Annotated in this window: 15 protein-coding genes; 11 read left to right on the forward strand and 4 right to left on the reverse strand. The window is 61.0% G+C overall.

The genetic code is table 11. The features are described 5' to 3' along the window. Positions 1 to 5: 5 nt before the first annotated feature. The 4 genes from ACGJAX_RS04580 to ACGJAX_RS04595 all read left to right on the forward strand — a co-directional run bounded on the left by ACGJAX_RS04580 (position 6) and on the right by ACGJAX_RS04595 (position 3,329). Complete coding sequence (locus tag ACGJAX_RS04580; RefSeq protein WP_390957575.1) at positions 6 to 551, forward strand: twin-arginine translocation pathway signal protein; 546 nt, start codon at positions 6 to 8, stop codon at positions 549 to 551. 131 nt (positions 552 to 682) lie between these two features. Beyond that, positions 683 to 2,278: a GMC family oxidoreductase N-terminal domain-containing protein gene (locus ACGJAX_RS04585; RefSeq protein ID WP_390957577.1), complete on the forward strand. Its 1,596-nt coding sequence runs from the start codon at positions 683 to 685 to the stop codon at positions 2,276 to 2,278. A gap of 115 nt (positions 2,279 to 2,393) precedes the next feature. Beyond that, the gene (gene coaD, locus ACGJAX_RS04590; RefSeq protein ID WP_007939322.1) at positions 2,394 to 2,873 is read left to right on the forward strand and encodes a pantetheine-phosphate adenylyltransferase; all 480 of its coding nucleotides are present in this window, start codon (positions 2,394 to 2,396) and stop codon (positions 2,871 to 2,873) included. Positions 2,874 to 3,077: 204 nt separating this feature from the next. Beyond that, positions 3,078 to 3,329 carry a YfhL family 4Fe-4S dicluster ferredoxin gene (locus tag ACGJAX_RS04595; protein ID WP_090326155.1) on the forward strand — a complete coding sequence of 84 codons (252 nt, stop codon included), beginning with the start codon at positions 3,078 to 3,080 and terminating at the stop codon, positions 3,327 to 3,329. Positions 3,330 to 3,524: 195 nt separating this feature from the next. Here ACGJAX_RS04595 and mutM read toward each other — a convergent pair whose 3' ends face one another. Continuing rightward, positions 3,525 to 4,337: a bifunctional DNA-formamidopyrimidine glycosylase/DNA-(apurinic or apyrimidinic site) lyase gene (gene mutM / locus ACGJAX_RS04600; protein WP_047534590.1), complete on the reverse strand. Its 813-nt coding sequence runs from the start codon at positions 4,335 to 4,337 to the stop codon at positions 3,525 to 3,527. 44 nt (positions 4,338 to 4,381) lie between these two features. Then, the gene (locus ACGJAX_RS04605) at positions 4,382 to 5,197 is read right to left on the reverse strand and encodes an HDOD domain-containing protein (protein ID WP_174552509.1); all 816 of its coding nucleotides are present in this window, start codon (positions 5,195 to 5,197) and stop codon (positions 4,382 to 4,384) included. Between the two features lie 248 nt (positions 5,198 to 5,445). On the opposite strand from ACGJAX_RS04605, the gene ACGJAX_RS04610 reads away from it, so the two are divergent. From ACGJAX_RS04610 to ilvD, 4 genes are all read left to right on the forward strand, one after another. Continuing rightward, positions 5,446 to 6,642, forward strand: a complete 1,197-nt coding sequence (locus ACGJAX_RS04610; RefSeq protein ID WP_090326160.1) for a class I SAM-dependent rRNA methyltransferase — start codon at positions 5,446 to 5,448, stop codon at positions 6,640 to 6,642. 215 nt (positions 6,643 to 6,857) lie between these two features. Next, positions 6,858 to 7,316: an REP-associated tyrosine transposase gene (locus ACGJAX_RS04615; protein WP_390957581.1), complete on the forward strand. Its 459-nt coding sequence runs from the start codon at positions 6,858 to 6,860 to the stop codon at positions 7,314 to 7,316. Between the two features lie 133 nt (positions 7,317 to 7,449). After that, positions 7,450 to 8,652: an MFS transporter gene (locus tag ACGJAX_RS04620; RefSeq protein WP_390957583.1), complete on the forward strand. Its 1,203-nt coding sequence runs from the start codon at positions 7,450 to 7,452 to the stop codon at positions 8,650 to 8,652. A 259-nt stretch (positions 8,653 to 8,911) separates the two neighbouring features. After that, the gene (ilvD, locus tag ACGJAX_RS04625; protein ID WP_090326166.1) at positions 8,912 to 10,753 is read left to right on the forward strand and encodes a dihydroxy-acid dehydratase; all 1,842 of its coding nucleotides are present in this window, start codon (positions 8,912 to 8,914) and stop codon (positions 10,751 to 10,753) included. Between the two features lie 183 nt (positions 10,754 to 10,936). Here the strand turns inward: ilvD and ACGJAX_RS04630 are convergent, their stop codons facing one another. Further along, positions 10,937 to 11,992, reverse strand: a complete 1,056-nt coding sequence (locus ACGJAX_RS04630) for a phosphorylcholine phosphatase (RefSeq protein WP_090326169.1) — start codon at positions 11,990 to 11,992, stop codon at positions 10,937 to 10,939. Positions 11,993 to 12,232: 240 nt separating this feature from the next. On the opposite strand from ACGJAX_RS04630, the gene ACGJAX_RS04635 reads away from it, so the two are divergent. Continuing rightward, positions 12,233 to 13,624, forward strand: coding sequence for a cation:dicarboxylate symporter family transporter (locus tag ACGJAX_RS04635; protein ID WP_390957586.1), 1,392 nt, complete (start codon positions 12,233 to 12,235; stop codon positions 13,622 to 13,624). 44 nt (positions 13,625 to 13,668) lie between these two features. Here the strand turns inward: ACGJAX_RS04635 and ACGJAX_RS04640 are convergent, their stop codons facing one another. Next, entirely contained in the window at positions 13,669 to 14,181 is a 513-nt protein-coding gene (locus ACGJAX_RS04640; RefSeq protein ID WP_247254430.1) for a dihydrofolate reductase, read from the reverse strand. A gap of 100 nt (positions 14,182 to 14,281) precedes the next feature. On the opposite strand from ACGJAX_RS04640, the gene ACGJAX_RS04645 reads away from it, so the two are divergent. Continuing rightward, a complete protein-coding gene (locus tag ACGJAX_RS04645; protein WP_390957588.1) occupies positions 14,282 to 15,652 on the forward strand; it encodes a DUF2868 domain-containing protein in 1,371 nt (456 codons plus the stop codon). Continuing rightward, positions 15,645 to 17,009: a DUF3482 domain-containing protein gene (locus ACGJAX_RS04650; RefSeq protein ID WP_390957590.1), complete on the forward strand. Its 1,365-nt coding sequence runs from the start codon at positions 15,645 to 15,647 to the stop codon at positions 17,007 to 17,009. Before ACGJAX_RS04645 ends, ACGJAX_RS04650 begins: the two co-directional genes overlap by 8 nt. The last annotated feature ends 59 nt before the right edge of the window (positions 17,010 to 17,068 follow it).

The raw sequence follows: 17,068 nt of genomic DNA on the forward strand, positions 1-17,068 counted from the left end.
CAATAATGAGCCCAAGCCTGTCCGATACACCCGCGCTGTCACGGCGCGGCCTGCTCAAATTCAGCCTCGGCGCCAGCGCCTTTCTTGCCACCGCCGGGTTGGGGGCCAGCCTCAGCGGTTGCTCGTCGGGCATTGCAGCCAGCGGCTTCGCGGCCCTGCGCAGTGGCGACCTGCTGTGCCTGCGGGCACTGGTGCCGGTGATGCTCGACGGTGCCGTGCCCGTCGAACGGATGCCCGACGCCGTCGAAGGCACCCTCAAAGGCCTGGACTACAGCCTCGATCACCTGTCACCGGAAATGCTCAAGTTGACCCGGCAGTTGTTCGACGTGCTGGGTATGGCCGTGACCCGCGGGCCGCTGACCGGTATCTGGGGCAGCTGGGAAAACGCCAGCGGCGATGAGATCCGGCACTTTCTCGATCGCTGGGAAAACAGCTCCTTGGGCCTGTTACGCATGGGTCACAGCTCGTTACTGCAACTGGTGATGATGGCCTGGTACGGCCGCAAGGAATCCTGGGCGCACTGCGGGTATCCCGGGCCGCCCACGGTTTGAAGTCGAGTCAACCCTATCGCGGGCAGGTTCGCTCCCACAGAGAATCGCTCCCCTTGTGGGAGCAAGCCTGCTCGCGAAGACGGCGTCATGAACACCGCTGATCCAAACCATAACAACAAGAGAACCCCAAGATGCCCGTACCCGATCCGTTCCGCGAAGGCATGGCCCGTGGCTGGAAAACCTACAACGGCTCACAACTGACCCAGGACCTGACCCTCGAAGCGGATGTGGCGATCATCGGCAGTGGCGCCGGCGGTGGAACCACGGCCGAAATCCTCAGCGCAGCCGGCTACAAAGTGCTGCTGATCGAGGAGGGGCCACTCAAGACCAGCAGTGACTTCAAACTGCTTGAAGACCAGGCCTATGCCAGCCTTTATCAGGAAGGTATCGGCCGCATGAGCAAGGATGGCGCGATCACCATTCTCCAGGGCCGGGCGGTGGGCGGCACTACGTTGATCAACTGGACCTCAAGCTTCCGCACCCCGGAACCGACCCTGGAACACTGGGCCAGGGAGCACAACGTAAAAGGCCACTCACCGGCTGAAATGGCGCCCTGGTTCGAGAAAATGGAGCAGCGCCTGGGGGTGGCGCCGTGGAGGGTTCCACCCAATGCCAACAACGACGTGATCCGCAAAGGCTGCGAGAAACTCGGTTACAGCTGGCATGTGATCCCGCGCAACGTGCGCGGCTGCTGGAACCTCGGCTACTGCGGCATGGGCTGCCCGACCAACGCCAAGCAATCGATGATGGTCACGACCATTCCGGCGACCCTGGAAAAGGGTGGCGAGTTGCTTTACCTGGCCCGCGCTGAAAAGCTCATTCTGACTGGCGACAAGGTTACCGGCCTGCAATGCGTAGCGATGGACGAGCGCTGCGTCGAACCCACTGGACGTCGAATCACGGTCAAGGCGCGGCATTACGTGCTGGCCGGTGGCGGGATCAACAGCCCGGCGCTGTTGCTGCGTTCCGAAGCGCCCGATCCGCACAAACGACTGGGCAAACGGACTTTCCTGCATGTGGTGAACATGTCTGCCGGGCTGTTTGATGAGGTGATCAATCCGTTCTACGGGGCACCGCAGTCGATTTACTCCGACCATTTCCAATGGCTGGACGGCACCACGGGCAGGATGGCGTACAAACTGGAGGTGCCGCCGCTGCACCCGGCGCTGGCCACGACGCTGCTTGGTGGTTTCGGCCAGGAAAATGCCCAGCACCTGGCCAACCTTCCCCATACTCACGCCATGCTCGCGTTGCTGCGGGACGGTTTTCACCCGGACAGCACCGGCGGCGCCGTCGAATTGCGCGGTGATGGCACGCCGGTGCTCGATTACCAGGTTACGCCTTATATGTGGGAAGGCTTGCGCCGTGCGTTCCACAGCATGGCCGAGATTCAGTTTGCCGGTGGCGCCAAGGCCGTGATGCCCATGCACGCCGACGCCCGCTATGTGAAAACCCTGGGCGAAGCGCGCACGCTGATCGATGGTTTGAGCCTGGAGCTGTACCGCACGCGGCTGGGCAGCGCCCATGTGATGGGCGGTTGCGCCATGGGCGAAGACCCGAAAACCGCCGTGACCGACAGCCTCGGTCGACATCATCAACTGGCCAATCTGTCGATTCACGACGGCTCGCTGTTCCCCACCAGCATTGGCGCAAACCCGCAGTTATCGGTCTACGGGCTGACGGCGCAACTGGCGACTTCCCTGGCCGAACGTTTGAAAAACTCATGAAAACGACGAATATTCCCATCGTCTATAGTGCTTTCTTACCCAACAGGCGACTTGGCCGACCGGTTAGGCTGCGTTACCATCCGACTCCCCAACGCACTCCCGCCAGGACGACGCGATGAACCGAGTGTTGTACCCAGGTACCTTCGACCCTATTACCAAGGGCCATGGCGATCTGGTCGAACGCGCCTCGCGCCTGTTCGATCACGTGATCATTGCCGTCGCCGCCAGCCCGAAGAAAAACCCGTTGTTTCCCCTGGAACAGCGTGTGGAGCTGGCCCGCGAGGTCACCAAACATCTGCCGAACGTTGAAGTCGTCGGCTTCTCGACACTGCTGGCACACTTTGCCAAAGAGCAGAATGCCAACGTGTTCCTGCGTGGTCTGCGCGCGGTGTCGGACTTCGAATACGAATTCCAGCTGGCCAACATGAACCGCCAGTTGGCTCCGGATGTTGAGAGTCTGTTCCTCACCCCGTCCGAGCGTTATTCGTTCATTTCCTCAACGCTGGTCCGTGAAATTGCAGCCCTTGGCGGCGATATCACCAAGTTCGTGCACCCCGTGGTGGCGGACGCTCTGACCGAACGCTTCAAGAAATAAACCCCGCACACTGCAGGGGCGAGCCTGCTGGCGATGGACGTCAACGAACGCGGGAACCCTGACACCCCGCGGCGTTCTCGGGTTCATCGCCTGCAGGCTGGCTCCTGCAGTACGTCGCACCTGCGTGCAACGCAGGCGCCAATGCGGCACAATTACGCGCATTGATTTATTGCGCCCGGGCCTGCCGCCCCGGCTGGAGTTAGCATGTCCCTGATCATCACCGACGATTGCATCAACTGCGACGTCTGCGAACCTGAGTGCCCGAACGCCGCCATTTCCCAAGGCGAAGAGATCTACGTGATCGACCCGAACCTGTGCACCCAATGCGTCGGCCACTACGACGAACCTCAGTGCCAGCAGGTCTGCCCGGTCGATTGCATTCCCCTGGACGAAGCCCATCCGGAAACTCACGAGCAGTTGATGGAGAAGTACCGGAAAATCACCGGCAAGGCTTGAGTCTTTCGATATCTGTTCAAACGCCATCGCGGGCAAGCCCGCTCCCACAAGGATCGCTTAAACCCTGTGGGAGCGGGCTTGCCCGCGATGACGTCATCAGATGCACCCAATATCCGACTGAATAACTCCCGCCGCTCGACCCTCTCCCCGACTCCGGCTGGACAGTCAGAAACCTGCCTATAGACCGCAGGCGTTTCAGCGCTGACAGCGTGGGCAGAAGACGCTGGCGCGCTGCCCGAGCTTCACTTCCCGCAGTTCTGTACCACAGACCTTGCACGGTTCAGCGCCACGGCCATAAACGAACAGCTCCTGCTGGAAGTAGCCCGGCTGACCATCACCCCCGATGAAGTCCCGCAATGTGGTGCCTCCGCGCTCAATGGCGGCGGCCAGGATGCGTTTGATTTCGATGGCCAGCTTCAGATAGCGCGCCCGGGAAATACTCTTGGCCTCGCGACGCGGGTCGATCCCGGCGGCGAACAGCGCTTCGGTCGCATAGATGTTGCCGACGCCGACCACCACCGCGTTGTCCATGATGAACGGCTTGACCGCCATCGAACGCCCGCGGGATTGCTGGAACAACCGCTCGCCGTCGAACAGGTCGGTCAACGGCTCCGGCCCCAGGCGAATCAATAATTCGTGGTTGAGCGGATCAAGGCTCCACAACATCGCACCAAACCGTCGCGGGTCGGTGTAGCGCAGGGCCAGGCCTGATTCGAGCTCGATATCCACGTGTTCATGCTTGGCCGCCGGCGTGCCGACTTCCACCAGACGCAAATTGCCCGACATGCCCAAATGGCTGATCAACGTACCGACTTCGGCGTTGATCAACAGGTACTTGGCGCGCCGCTCAACCAGCACGATACGCTGCCCGGACAACCGCACATCGAGGTCTTCGGGGATCGGCCAGCGCAGACGGCGATCGCGCACGATCACCCGGCTGACGCGCTGGCCTTCCAGGTGCGGGGCAATACCGCGACGGGTGGTTTCGACTTCTGGCAGTTCAGGCATGGTGCTCTCGAATCGGGCGCTCGAAAAAGAAGAAGGTCCGGCACTCAGCGGTGAGTGCCGAGATCGCGAATGGTCTGCTTGAGGGTTTCGAAGTCGTAGTCCGACAGACCCACATAATCGAGCACCAGATGCCCGATGCTGTTCCATTCGTGGTCTTCGGTCTGGTTCCCCAGTACACGGTAGGACGCACAAATGTGCTCGGCCATTTTCAGAATCGCCAGCAGGTTTTTCAGCGAGCTGTTGCGCGACGATTCATCGCTGAAGATCGCCAGGGCATTGTGATGGTTGGCAATCGCCGCCGTCACGTGGTCCGGCAGGCGCCAGGACTTGGCCGTGTAGTAACCGACCACCGCGTGATTGGTGTTGAACGCGTTGTTCTCGGTATCCACCACCCGGCACTCGGGCCCGGCATTGGCGTAGGCCTGTTCCAGAACGCTCATGTAGTCGGGGAAACGCTGGAGCATCAGCGGCACACCACAGTCATGGAACAAGCCCAGGGCATAGGCTTCATCGCCGGCCTGGGCGCCGATGCGCTTGGCCAGGGTCAGGCAAGTCATCGCCACGTCCTGGGCGGTGTCCCAGAAACGGTTCAAGGTGACGATGGTTTCATCGTTCATCTCACCCTTGATCGACTGGGCGTTGATCAGGTTGATGATCGAACGGCTGCCCAGCAGATTCACCGCGCGCTGGATCGAGGCGATCTTGTTCGTCAGGCCGTAATAAGGCGAGTTGACGATTTTCAGCAGGGAGCCGGAAAGGCCTGGGTCCTGGGAAATCAGCTTCGCGATCACCTCCAGATCCGGGTCCGGCATGTACTGCTCCATCTGCAAATCCACCATGATCTGCGGTTGAGCGGGCACGCTAATGCCTTGCAGGGACTGTTGGATCTGTTCGGGAGTCAGCTCTTGGGACATAAGTACACACTCTGGGTCAGGCGCAGATTCTAGCTTCTTAAAGTTGGATCCGACATACCAAATCGCCAGGCAATGCTTTATGCCGGGGGTGAGGGTGTCTATGGATTTCTCAAGCCGTTTGCCACATGTCTACCCGCTGAACCTGCAAGCGCCGCAACACGCTATACTCCCGCTCTTTTTTCTGGAGCGACGTCATGTCCCTGCCTAGCCTGCGCCTCAAAGCCAATGCCGACCGTCGTCTGCGCAACGGTCACTTGTGGGTCTATAGCAACGAAATCGATGTAGCGGCGACCCCTTTGCACGGTTTCAAGGCCGGCGACCAGGCGATCCTCGAAGCCGCAGGCGGCAAGCCCCTGGGCATCGTTGCCATGAGCCCGAACAACCTGATCTGCGCCCGCCTGCTGTCGCGCGACATCAAGCTGCCGCTGGACAAGTCGCTGCTGGTGCATCGCCTGAACGTCGCCCTGTCGCTGCGCGATCGTCTGTTCGACAAACCTTTCTATCGCCTGGTCTACGGCGATTCCGACCTGCTGCCAGGTCTGGTGGTCGATCGTTTCGGCGACATCCTGGTCGTGCAGATCGCCTCGGCGACCATGGAAGCCCATAAAGACGACGTGATCGCGGCCCTGACCCAAGTGCTCAAGCCAAGCGGCATTCTGTTCAAGAACGACTCCGCGGCCCGTGATGCCGAAGGCCTCAATCGCTATGTCGAAACCGTCTTCGGCCTGGTGCCGGAGTGGGTTGCGCTGGAAGAGAACGGCGTGAAATTCGAAGCGCCCGTCATCCAGGGCCAGAAAACCGGCTGGTTCTACGACCACCGCATGAACCGCGCACGCCTGGCACCTTATGCCAAAGGCAAACGCGTACTGGACCTCTACAGCTACATCGGCGGCTGGGGCGTGCAGGCTGCTGCCTTCGGCGCCAGTGAAGTGTTCTGCGTCGATGCGTCGGCCTTCGCCCTCGACGGCGTGGAACGCAACGCCGCGCTGAACGGCTTCGCCGAAAAAATGACCTGCATCGAAGGCGACGTCTTCGAAGCCCTGAAAGAGCTGAAAGCCAGCGAAGAACGTTTCGACGTGATCGTGGCCGACCCGCCGGCGTTCATCAAACGCAAGAAAGACATGAAGAACGGCGAAGGCGCCTACCGCCGCCTGAACGAGCAAGCCATGCGCCTGCTCACAAAGGACGGCATCCTGGTCAGCGCTTCGTGCTCGATGCACCTGCCGGAAGACGACCTGCAGAACATCCTGCTGACCAGCGCCCGTCACCTGGATCGCAACATCCAGATGCTCGAGCGCGGCGGCCAGGGTCCGGATCATCCGGTGCACCCAGCCATTGCCGAAACCCGCTACATCAAGAGCATCACCTGCCGGCTGCTGCCAAACAGCTGACAACACCTCCTGTAGGAGCGAGCCTGCTCCGGGCGGCGTTCCGACGAAAAACGCAAAGACACCGCGGGCACCAGACACACCGCGTTATCGTTGACGTTCATCGCGAGCAGGCTCGCTCCTACAGGTTCACGACACATCCTGATCCACTGTCGAAACGACAACCTCCTGCCCCACGCCTACCGTTTTCTCTTCCCACCATTGAAGAGGACAACGGAATGTCCAACACGCCAAAAGCCCATCGATCACGCACCGGTCGACACTCGCAATCCGGTCGTATCTATCACCTGACCGCCGTCACCCATGAACGACAGCCTTTCTTCCAGGATTGGCGTACGGGCCGTTTTTTGGTGCATGAGTTCAGAAGGGCTCAGGAAGCCGGCCATGCCACCTCCATAGCCTGGGTAGTCATGCCGGATCACTTCCACTGGCTGATTGAACTGCACAACGGTGATTTGCCAAAACTGGTACAAGCCACCAAATCTCGCTGCACGCGCCTGATCAATCAGAAACGAGATCCATATACTCCCGTATGGCAAAAAGGCTACTTCGACCGAGCCCTGCGGCGTGAGGAAGATCTTAAAGCCATGGCTCGATACATCATCGCCAACCCGCTTCGCGCAGGGCTTGTCGACCATATCGGCAACTATCCACTCTGGGATGCCGTCTGGCTCTAATACACACCCCACCTCTGTAGGAGCGAGCCTGCTCCTACAGCAGATTCAGAAAGGGCCCACGCCCTGCCGCATTGACTTGCTTCTTTATCAAATCAATTCTCGTCCACCTCTCACGGAACGAGCGTGTTGAAGAATGCGGCACACCGATAACGCCAAAGAAAAGCCGTTAATCGTCCTGCTGCTGATGACCATGACCCTGCTGGGCGTATTCCCGCTGGACGTGGTTCTTCCCTCCTTTCCAGACCTGTCGGCCTGCTTCCGGATTTCGCCTGCCGACACTGCGTTGTCTGTCAGCCTGTTCGCCGTCAGCCTGGCGTTCTCCGTGATGCTGGTTGGCCCCCTCTCGGACATGTGGGGCCGCAAGAAGCTGTTGTTGGGAGGTATAGCCATCGCGGCCATTGGCGCGTTGGGATGCGCATTTTCAAGCGAATACCATTGGTTCCTGGGTTTTCGTGTGGTCCAGGCGATCGGTTGCGGGTCCTTTTCGCTGTCACAGGCGCTGGTGCAGGATTTGTTCGAAGGCCATGAAAGGCAGCGACTGAGGATCTGGATGGTGACCGCCAGTGGCGTATTCATTTCGATTTCGCCGCTGCTGGGGACCTGGCTGCAATTGCAGCTTGGCTGGCAAGGCAGCTTCTATGTGTTTGTCGCACTGGCCGTTTCAGTCTGGTCAAGCGCCTGCTGGCTGCTCAAGGAGTCCTCAGCTATCCGCACCGCATCGCGCGGGGGATTTTTCAGTGCCTACTGGCACGTCTGTTCGAATGCACGCTTCATGGCTTACTGGCTGATTTCGTCCCTGGCTTTCGCCTGCCATTTTTCGTTCATCGTGACTTCACCCATTATTTTCATGGAACACCTGGCCCTCTCACCCTACGAGTTCGCCTGGACGTTATTGCTCTATGACGTTGCGTACGTGGGCGGCGGCGCAGTCGCCAACGTCTTGCATGAACGCCTGCAAGCCCATACTCAGATCGTTGTTGGCCTGGGGCTGATCGCGGTTTCGGGTGTGTTGATGCTGTGGCTGATTCGCCACTTCGGCCTGTCTGCCGCTGCGGTACTGGTATCCATGCTGATCTGCACGGTCGGGACCACCATTACCCGGCCCGTCGTCAACTCCAGGGCCATGAGCATCCATCCGGCATATGCCGGAACCTCGACATCGGTCGGCGCTGTGCTGATCTTCACGGGTGGCGGCGTCGTCAGCATGGTGATCAATCTGGTGTCCGGGGACCTGACCACGACACTGGCCATTGGCTTCCTGATATTGAGTCTTGCAGGTCTGGGCCTGAATGCGTTGATCGACCACAAGAATCAGGGGGCTCTGGACGGGGCGTGACAGCTGCCGGTCGTCATCCCGTGTGCTCCGCTGATACGGGTTCGACGCTTCCCGGCATTCCCTCCAGCCGCCAGCCGTGTAGAATCGCGACATTCATCGCCAGTCATCCCCCGGCGGGTTTATGAGCTCAAGCTGAAGCGCGCGGCGATCCCGCAAAGTTATCGGCAACTTCCGGACACACGGCCATTTCTGAGTGTTCCAGACGTCAATAGAAGCTCACTTCCCTTTTGATACCTGATTTAGCCGCCCGGAGTGCTTCATGCCTGATTACCGCTCGAAAACATCCACCCACGGCCGCAACATGGCCGGCGCCCGCGCACTGTGGCGCGCAACAGGGATGAAAGATGACGACTTCAAAAAGCCGATCATCGCCATCGCCAACTCGTTCACTCAGTTCGTACCGGGCCACGTGCACCTCAAGGACCTGGGCCAACTGGTCGCCCGCGAAATCGAACGCGCTGGCGGTGTGGCGAAAGAATTCAACACCATCGCCGTCGATGACGGCATCGCCATGGGCCACGACGGCATGCTGTATTCGCTGCCGAGCCGCGAAATCATCGCCGACTCCGTCGAGTACATGGTCAACGCCCACTGCGCCGACGCGATCGTCTGCATCTCCAACTGCGACAAGATCACCCCTGGCATGCTGATGGCTTCCCTGCGCCTGAACATCCCGGTGATCTTCGTTTCCGGCGGCCCGATGGAAGCCGGCAAAACCAAACTCGCCTCCCACGGCCTAGACCTGGTCGACGCCATGGTGATCGCCGCCGACTCCAGCGCTTCTGACGAGAAAGTCGCCGAGTACGAGCGCAGCGCCTGCCCGACCTGCGGTTCGTGCTCCGGCATGTTCACCGCCAACTCGATGAACTGCCTGGTCGAAGCACTGGGTCTGGCCTTGCCAGGCAACGGTTCGACCCTGGCCACCCACAGCGACCGCGAACAGCTGTTCCTGCAGGCCGGCCGCACCATCGTCGAGCTGTGCAAGCGTTACTACGGCGAGAACGACGAGTCGGTATTGCCGCGCAACATCGCCAACTTCAAGGCGTTCGAAAACGCCATGACCCTGGACATCGCCATGGGCGGTTCCACCAACACCATCCTGCACTTGCTGGCCGCTGCCCAGGAAGCCGAGATCGATTTCGACCTGCGCGACATCGACCGTCTGTCCCGTCATGTACCGCAACTGTGCAAGGTCGCGCCGAACATCCAGAAGTACCACATGGAAGATGTACACCGTGCCGGCGGGATCTTCAGCATCCTCGGCTCGCTGGCCCGTGGCGGCCTGCTGCACACCGACCTGCCAACCGTGCACAGCCGCAGTATGGAAGAAGCCATCGCCAAGTGGGACATCACCCAGACCACCGACGAAGCCGTGCATCACTTCTTCAAGGCCGGCCCGGCAGGCATCCCGACCCAGACCGCGTTCAGCCAGTCGACCCGTTGGGAAACCCTGGACGACGACCGTGAAAACGGCTGCATCCGCAGTGTCGAGCACGCCTACTCGAAAGAGGGCGGCCTGGCCGTGCTGTACGGCAACATCGCGCTCGATGGCTGCGTGGTGAAAACTGCGGGCGTCGACGAGTCGATCCACGTCTTCGAAGGCAATGCGAAGATCTTCGAAAGCCAGGACAGCGCCGTACGCGGCATCCTCGCCGACGAAGTGAAGGAAGGCGACATCGTCATCATTCGCTACGAAGGCCCGAAAGGCGGCCCGGGCATGCAGGAAATGCTGTACCCGACGTCCTACCTGAAATCCAAAGGCCTGGGCAAAGCCTGCGCCCTGCTCACCGACGGCCGTTTCTCCGGCGGTACCTCGGGCCTGTCCATCGGTCACGCGTCGCCTGAAGCGGCAGCCGGTGGCGCCATCGGCCTGGTGCAGGATGGCGACAAAGTGCTGATCGACATTCCGAACCGCTCGATCAACCTGTTGATCAGCGACGAAGAACTGGCCGCGCGCCGGGTCGAGCAGGACAAGAAAGGCTGGAAACCCGTCGAGAAGCGTCCACGCAAAGTGACTACGGCCCTGAAAGCCTATGCCCTGCTGGCGACCAGCGCCGACAAGGGTGCGGTACGTAACAAGGCCATGCTCGACGGGCTGTAAGGCTTAACCGTCGAACAAAAAAATACCCCGCCAAGTGCGGGGTATTTTTTTGGGCAACATCCGGTCAACTGTAGGAGCGAGCCTGCTCGCGATGGTCGTCAACGATAACGCGTACTTTCTGATTTAACGCGTTGCCCTTGCGTCCATCGCGAGCAGGCTCGCTCCTACTGTGAAATCAAATCCTTACTGGATTTCTTCCGGCTTGACGATCACCCAGTTCTTGTCCGCCGTAACCGCCAGCCCTTCCTTGGCCTGGGCTGCGGCGTTTTTGGCCATCATGCCCTGGATCTGGGTCATGTACTTATCCTTGCGGTTGACCCACAAATGAATACCGCCCTTGGCCACGTCGACCCCGTGGAACAGCATGTAACCATCACTGGTTGGGGTGTCGCCGCCGACCAGCACCGGTTTTTTCCACTCATCGATGTAGGTCAGGATCGCCGCGTGTTTGCCGGCCATCCAGGTCGCAGGTGTCCACAGGTACGGGGTCAGTTCGAGGCCGAGGTTGGCTTTCTCGTCATACTTGCCGGCGGTGATCTGCTTGCGGGCGGTGGTCAGTTCGCCGGTCTTGCGATCCTTGAGCAGCGTGGTCACGCCGATCACGTTCTCCGGTTTGACGTTGTAGCCGTACTTCGGATCGGCAGCGACCATGCGCACCAGTTCTTCGGAGGCGGCAGTCATCACGTAGACCTCGATGCCGTTCTCCATCAACTTGTTGTAGAGCTCTTTCTGACCCGTGAAGATTTTCGGCGGGTTGACGTCGAGGTTCTTGACCACGTCGCCATCGTAATAGGTGGCCGGGACCGGTTTGCCCGAAGCCATCATCTCGTCGACATAGCCCTTGAGCTCTTGCAGGGTAAAGCCGGAGAACACTTGAGCGACCCATGGGTAGCACACCATGTCATCGACTTCGCAGAGGCGATAGTAGTAGCTGAACAGGCTTTCCTTGTGGTCGGCGGTGTCCTTGAACGGCATCAGTTTCAGGGAGGGATCAAGGGTCTCGCGGGTGATCAGGCCCTTGTTTTCCATGAACGGCAGCAAGGACTCTTCGAGGTCGTAGCGGTAACTGGTGTTGTCCATGTCGAACACTGCGAAGTTACCCTTGTTGGCGTTGGCGGCAATCATCGCGTCCAGCGCCTTGGCCTGATCGGCGGGCCAGTGCTTAAGATCCGTTGCAAACACTTGGCCCGCGAGGCCCACGCAAAGTGCTGCTGCCAGAAATTTCGGTGCGAACTTCATTGGCGTTTCTCCCTGAATTAAAGGCATCGACGCTAACAAATAAGTGTGACAGTCCTCGTCTGTCAGCGACCGCCAACTTACCTATCGCGCCAACTGCATCGCTGAGAGCGACATGTGCTTATTCCAAAAACGACAGTTAACAGACGTTTTTGATATTAATTCATTAGATATCAAGCTGTTAGCCTTGCCGGTTCGCAACTGCCCCGGAAGGCAGTTGGCACATGTCTAATGGGAGTTCCAATGAATCTGCCGCTGATTCTGAATCTGCTGGTGTTCCTCGCCCTGCTCCTGGGCCTGGCACAAACCCGCCGCTCCAACTGGAGCCTGGCGAAAAAAGTCCTGCTTGCATTGGGGCTGGGCGTGGCATTCGGCGTGGCCCTGCACTCGGTCTACGGTGCCGGTAACCCGGTGCTCAAAGCCTCGATCGGCTGGTTCGATCTGGTGGGCAACGGTTATGTGCAGTTGCTGCAAATGATCGTGATCCCACTGGTGTTCGCCTCGATCCTCAGCGCCGTGGCCCGTCTGCACAATGCTTCGTCGCTGGGCAAAATCAGCTTTCTGACCATCGGCACGCTGCTGTTTACCACCGCCATCGCGGCGCTGATCGGCATCGGCCTGACCAACCTGTTCGGCCTGACCGCCGAAGGCCTGGTCGCCGGCACCCAGGAAATGGCCCGCCTGCAAACCATCCAGACCGATTACGCCGGCAAGGTCGCCGACCTGAATGTGCCGCAACTGTTGCTGTCGTTCATCCCGCAAAACCCGTTCGCCGATCTGGCGCGGGCCAAGCCGACGTCGATTATCAGCGTGGTGATCTTTGCCGCCTTCCTGGGTGTCGCGGCGCTGCAACTGCTGAAGGATGACGTGGAAAAAGGTCAGAAAGTGATCAACGCCATCGACACCCTGCAAGCCTGGGTGATGCGTCTGGTGCGCCTGGTCATGAAGCAGACCCCGTACGGCGTGTTGGCGCTGATGACCAAAGTGGTCGCCGGTTCCAACCTGCAGGACATCATCAAGCTCGGCAGTTTCGTGGTGGTTTCCTACTTGGGCCTGGGCCTGATGTTTGTGGTCCACGGCGTGCTAGTGTCGGCAGCCGGGATCAACCCGCTGCGCTTTTTCCGCAAAATCTGGCCGGTGCTGACGTTCGCTTTCACCAGCCGCTCGAGCGCGGCGACGATCCCGCTGAGCATCGAAGCGCAGACCCGTCGCCTGGGCATTCCACAGTCTGTCGCCAGTTTCGCCGCCTCGTTCGGCGCGACCATTGGCCAGAACGGCTGTGCCGGTCTGTACCCGGCGATGCTGGCGGTAATGGTGGCGCCAACCGTGGGCATCAACCCGCTGGACCCGCTGTGGATCGCGACACTGGTGGCGATTGTAACGCTGAGTTCGGCCGGGGTGGCCGGAGTGGGCGGTGGCGCGACCTTTGCCGCGCTGATCGTGCTGCCGGCGATGGGTTTGCCGGTATCACTGGTGGCGTTGCTGATTTCGGTCGAGCCGCTGATCGACATGGGGCGCACGGCGTTGAACGTGAGTGGTTCGATCACGGCCGGGGCGATTACCAGTCAGGTGATGCAACAGACGGATAAAGCGTTGCTGGATGCGGATGAGCATCCGGAGTTGGCGCACGCATAAGCAGCGCCTGACAGATCGCCTTCGCTGGCAAGCCAGCGAAGCTTTTAGGCTTTTTCCCAGACTTCGAAGCTGTACGCCGGTTTGTCGCCTTCGGCCGGGTTTGGCACATTCGACACCAGCTTCCACTGGCCCAAATCAAACTCCGGAAACCACGCATCCCCTTCCGGGCTCAACGCCACACGCGTCAGGTACAAGCGATCAGCTTGCGCCAACCCTTGCGCATACAACTGCGCGCCGCCAATCAGCATCAGCTCATCGACACCTTGTTCGTTCGCCCATGCTTCTGCGCGAATCACCGCAGCCTCCAGCGACGGATAAACCTCCGCGCCTTCCAGCACCAGATCGGCCTGACGACTGACCACGATGTTCAAGCGGCCCGGCAACGGACGACCGAGGGAATCCCAGGTCTTGCGCCCCATGATGATCGGCTTGCCCAGAGTGGTGGCCTTGAAGTATTTGAAGTCCCCTGGCAAGTGCCAGGGCATGCTGTTGTCGATGCCGATCACACGGTTTTCACCGAGGGCTGCGATCAGGCTGAGGGGGAGTGATTTAGTCATGCCGGCGAGGATACCAGAGGCTCGGCTTCTCGCAACGTAGCCCCCCGACAAGTGCCACAGCGGTTATGCTCACGACTCAATCCAAGCGACGGGATGCCGCGTGACTGAACTGAACAACCTCTGGCTGACAGAAACCATCCGCCTGCGCGAAGAGCACGCCGGCCCTCTGGAGGATCTGGAAGCCAATCGCCTCGCCCGCAATGCCGGCGGTGATTTGCCGACACGCATTCAACGCCGCGCTTTGTGGCTGGCCGAGCGCGATGGCCTGAGCGACGCCCTCAAACACTGGCTGCAAGGTGCGCGGCTGGCGCTGCTGGTATTGGCCGTGCTGGCCGTGGTCAGTGGTGCCGGACTGGCGTTTGCCGCCCTGGGGGACGGCCAGATGCCGGTCAATGTGTTCTGGGCCTTGGGCAGTTTGCTCGGACTGAACCTGATCCTGCTGTTGAGCTGGACATTGGGCCTGGTGTTTGCCGGCGAACATGGCGCCAGCCTCGGGCGTTTGTGGCTGTGGCTCAGCGAAAAGCTCGCCCGCGACGCCAAAGCCGCGCAACTGGCACCGGCCCTGATCCTGATGTTGCAACGACACAAACTCAATCGCTGGGCCATCGGCATCCTGGTCAACAGCTTGTGGTTGCTGGCGATGCTCAGCGCGCTGGCGATTCTGCTGACGCTGCTGGCGACCCGGCGCTATGGCTTTGTCTGGGAGACCACCATTCTCAGCGCCGATACCTTCATCACCGTGACACAGGCCCTCGGTGCGTTGCCGTCCTTGCTCGGGTTCAACGTGCCGACCGTGGAAATGATCCGCGCCAGTGGCGATGCCGCACTGAACATCGAAAGCGCCCGCCAGGCCTGGGCCACCTGGCTGGTGGGCGTGCTACTGGTCTGCGGCGTTGTCCCGCGCCTGCTGCTCGCCGCTTTTTGTCTGTGGCGCTGGAAAACCGGCCAGGCCTCCTTGCACCTGGATTTGAATCTGCCCGGCTATGCGCAATTGCGCGAACGCTTGATGCCGACCAGCGAACGTTTGGGCATCAGCGACGCCGCGCCCGAGCAACTGCATCGGGTCGAAAGCGGTGTCAGCGACCAGCAAAGCGATGGCGCGCTGTTGGTGGCCATCGAACTGGACGACCAGCGTCCGTGGCCGCCGCCACTGCCGAAGAATGTGAGTAATGCCGGCGTCCTCGACAGTCGCGAGTCGCGGCACAAACTCCTCGAACAACTCAGCCGTTTCCCGCCAGCGCGCCTGGCCATCGCCTGCGATCCACGGCGCTCGCCGGATCGCGGCAGTCTTGCGCTGATCGCCGAATTGGCCCGCAGCGCCAGCGCCACCCGCGTCTGGTTGTTGCAAGCACCGCCCGGTGAGGCGCTGGACGCCGAGCGCCTTGGCGACTGGCACGTAGCGTTGCAACAACTGGAGCTGCCGTTTGCCGATTGCGCACCGCTCAGTTGGCTGGAGACGGGTCATGACTAAACCGCTGAAGCTCGCCGTTGTCGGCCACACCAATGTCGGCAAGACCTCGTTGCTGCGCACCCTGACCCGTGACGTCGGCTTTGGTGAAGTGTCCCATCGCCCCAGCACCACGCGACACGTCGAAGGCGCGCGCTTGTCGGTGGAGGGCGAGCCCTTGCTCGATCTCTACGACACCCCCGGCCTGGAAGACGCCATCGCCCTGCTCGATTACCTCGAACGCCTGGAGCGCCCCGGCGAACGCCTCGATGGCCCTGCCCGGCTGGCTCGCTTCCTCGAGGGCAGCGAAGCACGACAGCGTTTCGAACAGGAAGCCAAGGTGCTGCGGCAATTGCTGGCCTGCGACGCCGGCCTCTATGTGATCGATGCCCGCGAGCCGGTGCTGGCCAAGTACCGCGACGAACTGGAAGTGCTGGCCGGTTGTGGCAAACCGCTGCTGCCGGTGCTGAATTTTGTCAGCAGCGCCAACCACCGCGAACCGGCCTGGCGCGAAGCCCTGGCGCGCCTCGGCCTGCATGCGCTGGTGCGTTTCGACAGCGTTGCACCGCCCGAGGATGGCGAACGCCGACTCTATGAAAGCCTCGCGCTGTTGCTCGAACATGCCCGCCCGCAGCTGGAGCGTTTGATTGCCGATCAACAGGCTCAGCGCCGGGCACGTCAGCAGAGTGCGGTGCGTTTGATCGCCGAGTTATTGATCGACTGCGCCGCCTGCCGGCGCAGCGTGGCCAGTGATGCCGAGCAGGAACAACAGGCCATCGGCGAATTGCGCAAGGCCGTGCGTCAACGGGAACAGCGCTGCGTCGAAGCCTTGCTCAAGCTCTACGCTTTCCGCCAGCAGGATGCGGCGGCCAGTGATCTGCCGCTGCTCGATGGCCGCTGGGGCGATGACCTGTTCAACCCCGAGACCCTCAAGCAACTGGGCGTGCGGGTTGGTGGTGGAATTGCGGCCGGTGCGGCCGCCGGGGCCGGGGTCGACTTGCTGGTCGGCGGCCTGACCCTTGGCGCAGCGGCACTGGCCGGAGCCATCGCGGGTGGCGCCCTGCAAACCGCGCGCAGTTACGGCAGCCGGTTGCTCGGCAAGATCAAAGGCCAGCGCGAACTGACTGTCGATGACAGTGTGCTGCGGTTACTGGCGCTGCGCCAACGACAGCTGCTGCAAGTGCTCGACGCGCGAGGACACGCGGCGATGGACAGCATTCAAGTGGCCACGCCCCAGGACAAGACCTGGCGCGAAGGCAAACTGCCGGAAGCCTTGAACAAGGCGCGGGCGTACCCGCAGTGGTCGTCGCTCAATCCCCATGCGAAGTTGAATCAGGCGGAGCGGCAGGAGCAGATCGAAGTCTTGGCGCAGCAGCTCTAGTGGCCTGACCGGCCTCTTCGCGAGCCTGCTCGCGATGGCCGCGACTCGGTGCCAGCGGT

It is taken from the genome of Pseudomonas moorei (assembly GCF_042846945.1).
Lineage (GTDB): Bacteria > Pseudomonadota > Gammaproteobacteria > Pseudomonadales > Pseudomonadaceae > Aquipseudomonas > Aquipseudomonas moorei.

What these genes read in the sequence shown, in the direction of transcription:
- ACGJAX_RS04580 (WP_390957575.1), top strand. Translation starts at nt 6, where the DNA reads ATGAGCCCAAGCCTGTCCGATACACCCGCGCTGTCACGGCGCGGCCTG.
- ACGJAX_RS04585 (WP_390957577.1), top strand. Translation starts at nt 683, where the DNA reads ATGCCCGTACCCGATCCGTTCCGCGAAGGCATGGCCCGTGGCTGGAAA.
- coaD (WP_007939322.1), top strand. Translation starts at nt 2,394, where the DNA reads ATGAACCGAGTGTTGTACCCAGGTACCTTCGACCCTATTACCAAGGGC.
- ACGJAX_RS04595 (WP_090326155.1), top strand. Translation starts at nt 3,078, where the DNA reads ATGTCCCTGATCATCACCGACGATTGCATCAACTGCGACGTCTGCGAA.
- mutM (WP_047534590.1), bottom strand. Translation starts at nt 4,337, where the DNA reads ATGCCTGAACTGCCAGAAGTCGAAACCACCCGTCGCGGTATTGCCCCG.
- ACGJAX_RS04610 (WP_090326160.1), top strand. Translation starts at nt 5,446, where the DNA reads ATGTCCCTGCCTAGCCTGCGCCTCAAAGCCAATGCCGACCGTCGTCTG.
- ACGJAX_RS04615 (WP_390957581.1), top strand. Translation starts at nt 6,858, where the DNA reads ATGTCCAACACGCCAAAAGCCCATCGATCACGCACCGGTCGACACTCG.
- ACGJAX_RS04620 (WP_390957583.1), top strand. Translation starts at nt 7,450, where the DNA reads ATGCGGCACACCGATAACGCCAAAGAAAAGCCGTTAATCGTCCTGCTG.
- ilvD (WP_090326166.1), top strand. Translation starts at nt 8,912, where the DNA reads ATGCCTGATTACCGCTCGAAAACATCCACCCACGGCCGCAACATGGCC.
- ACGJAX_RS04630 (WP_090326169.1), bottom strand. Translation starts at nt 11,992, where the DNA reads ATGAAGTTCGCACCGAAATTTCTGGCAGCAGCACTTTGCGTGGGCCTC.
- ACGJAX_RS04635 (WP_390957586.1), top strand. Translation starts at nt 12,233, where the DNA reads ATGAATCTGCCGCTGATTCTGAATCTGCTGGTGTTCCTCGCCCTGCTC.
- ACGJAX_RS04640 (WP_247254430.1), bottom strand. Translation starts at nt 14,181, where the DNA reads ATGACTAAATCACTCCCCCTCAGCCTGATCGCAGCCCTCGGTGAAAAC.
- ACGJAX_RS04650 (WP_390957590.1), top strand. Translation starts at nt 15,645, where the DNA reads ATGACTAAACCGCTGAAGCTCGCCGTTGTCGGCCACACCAATGTCGGC.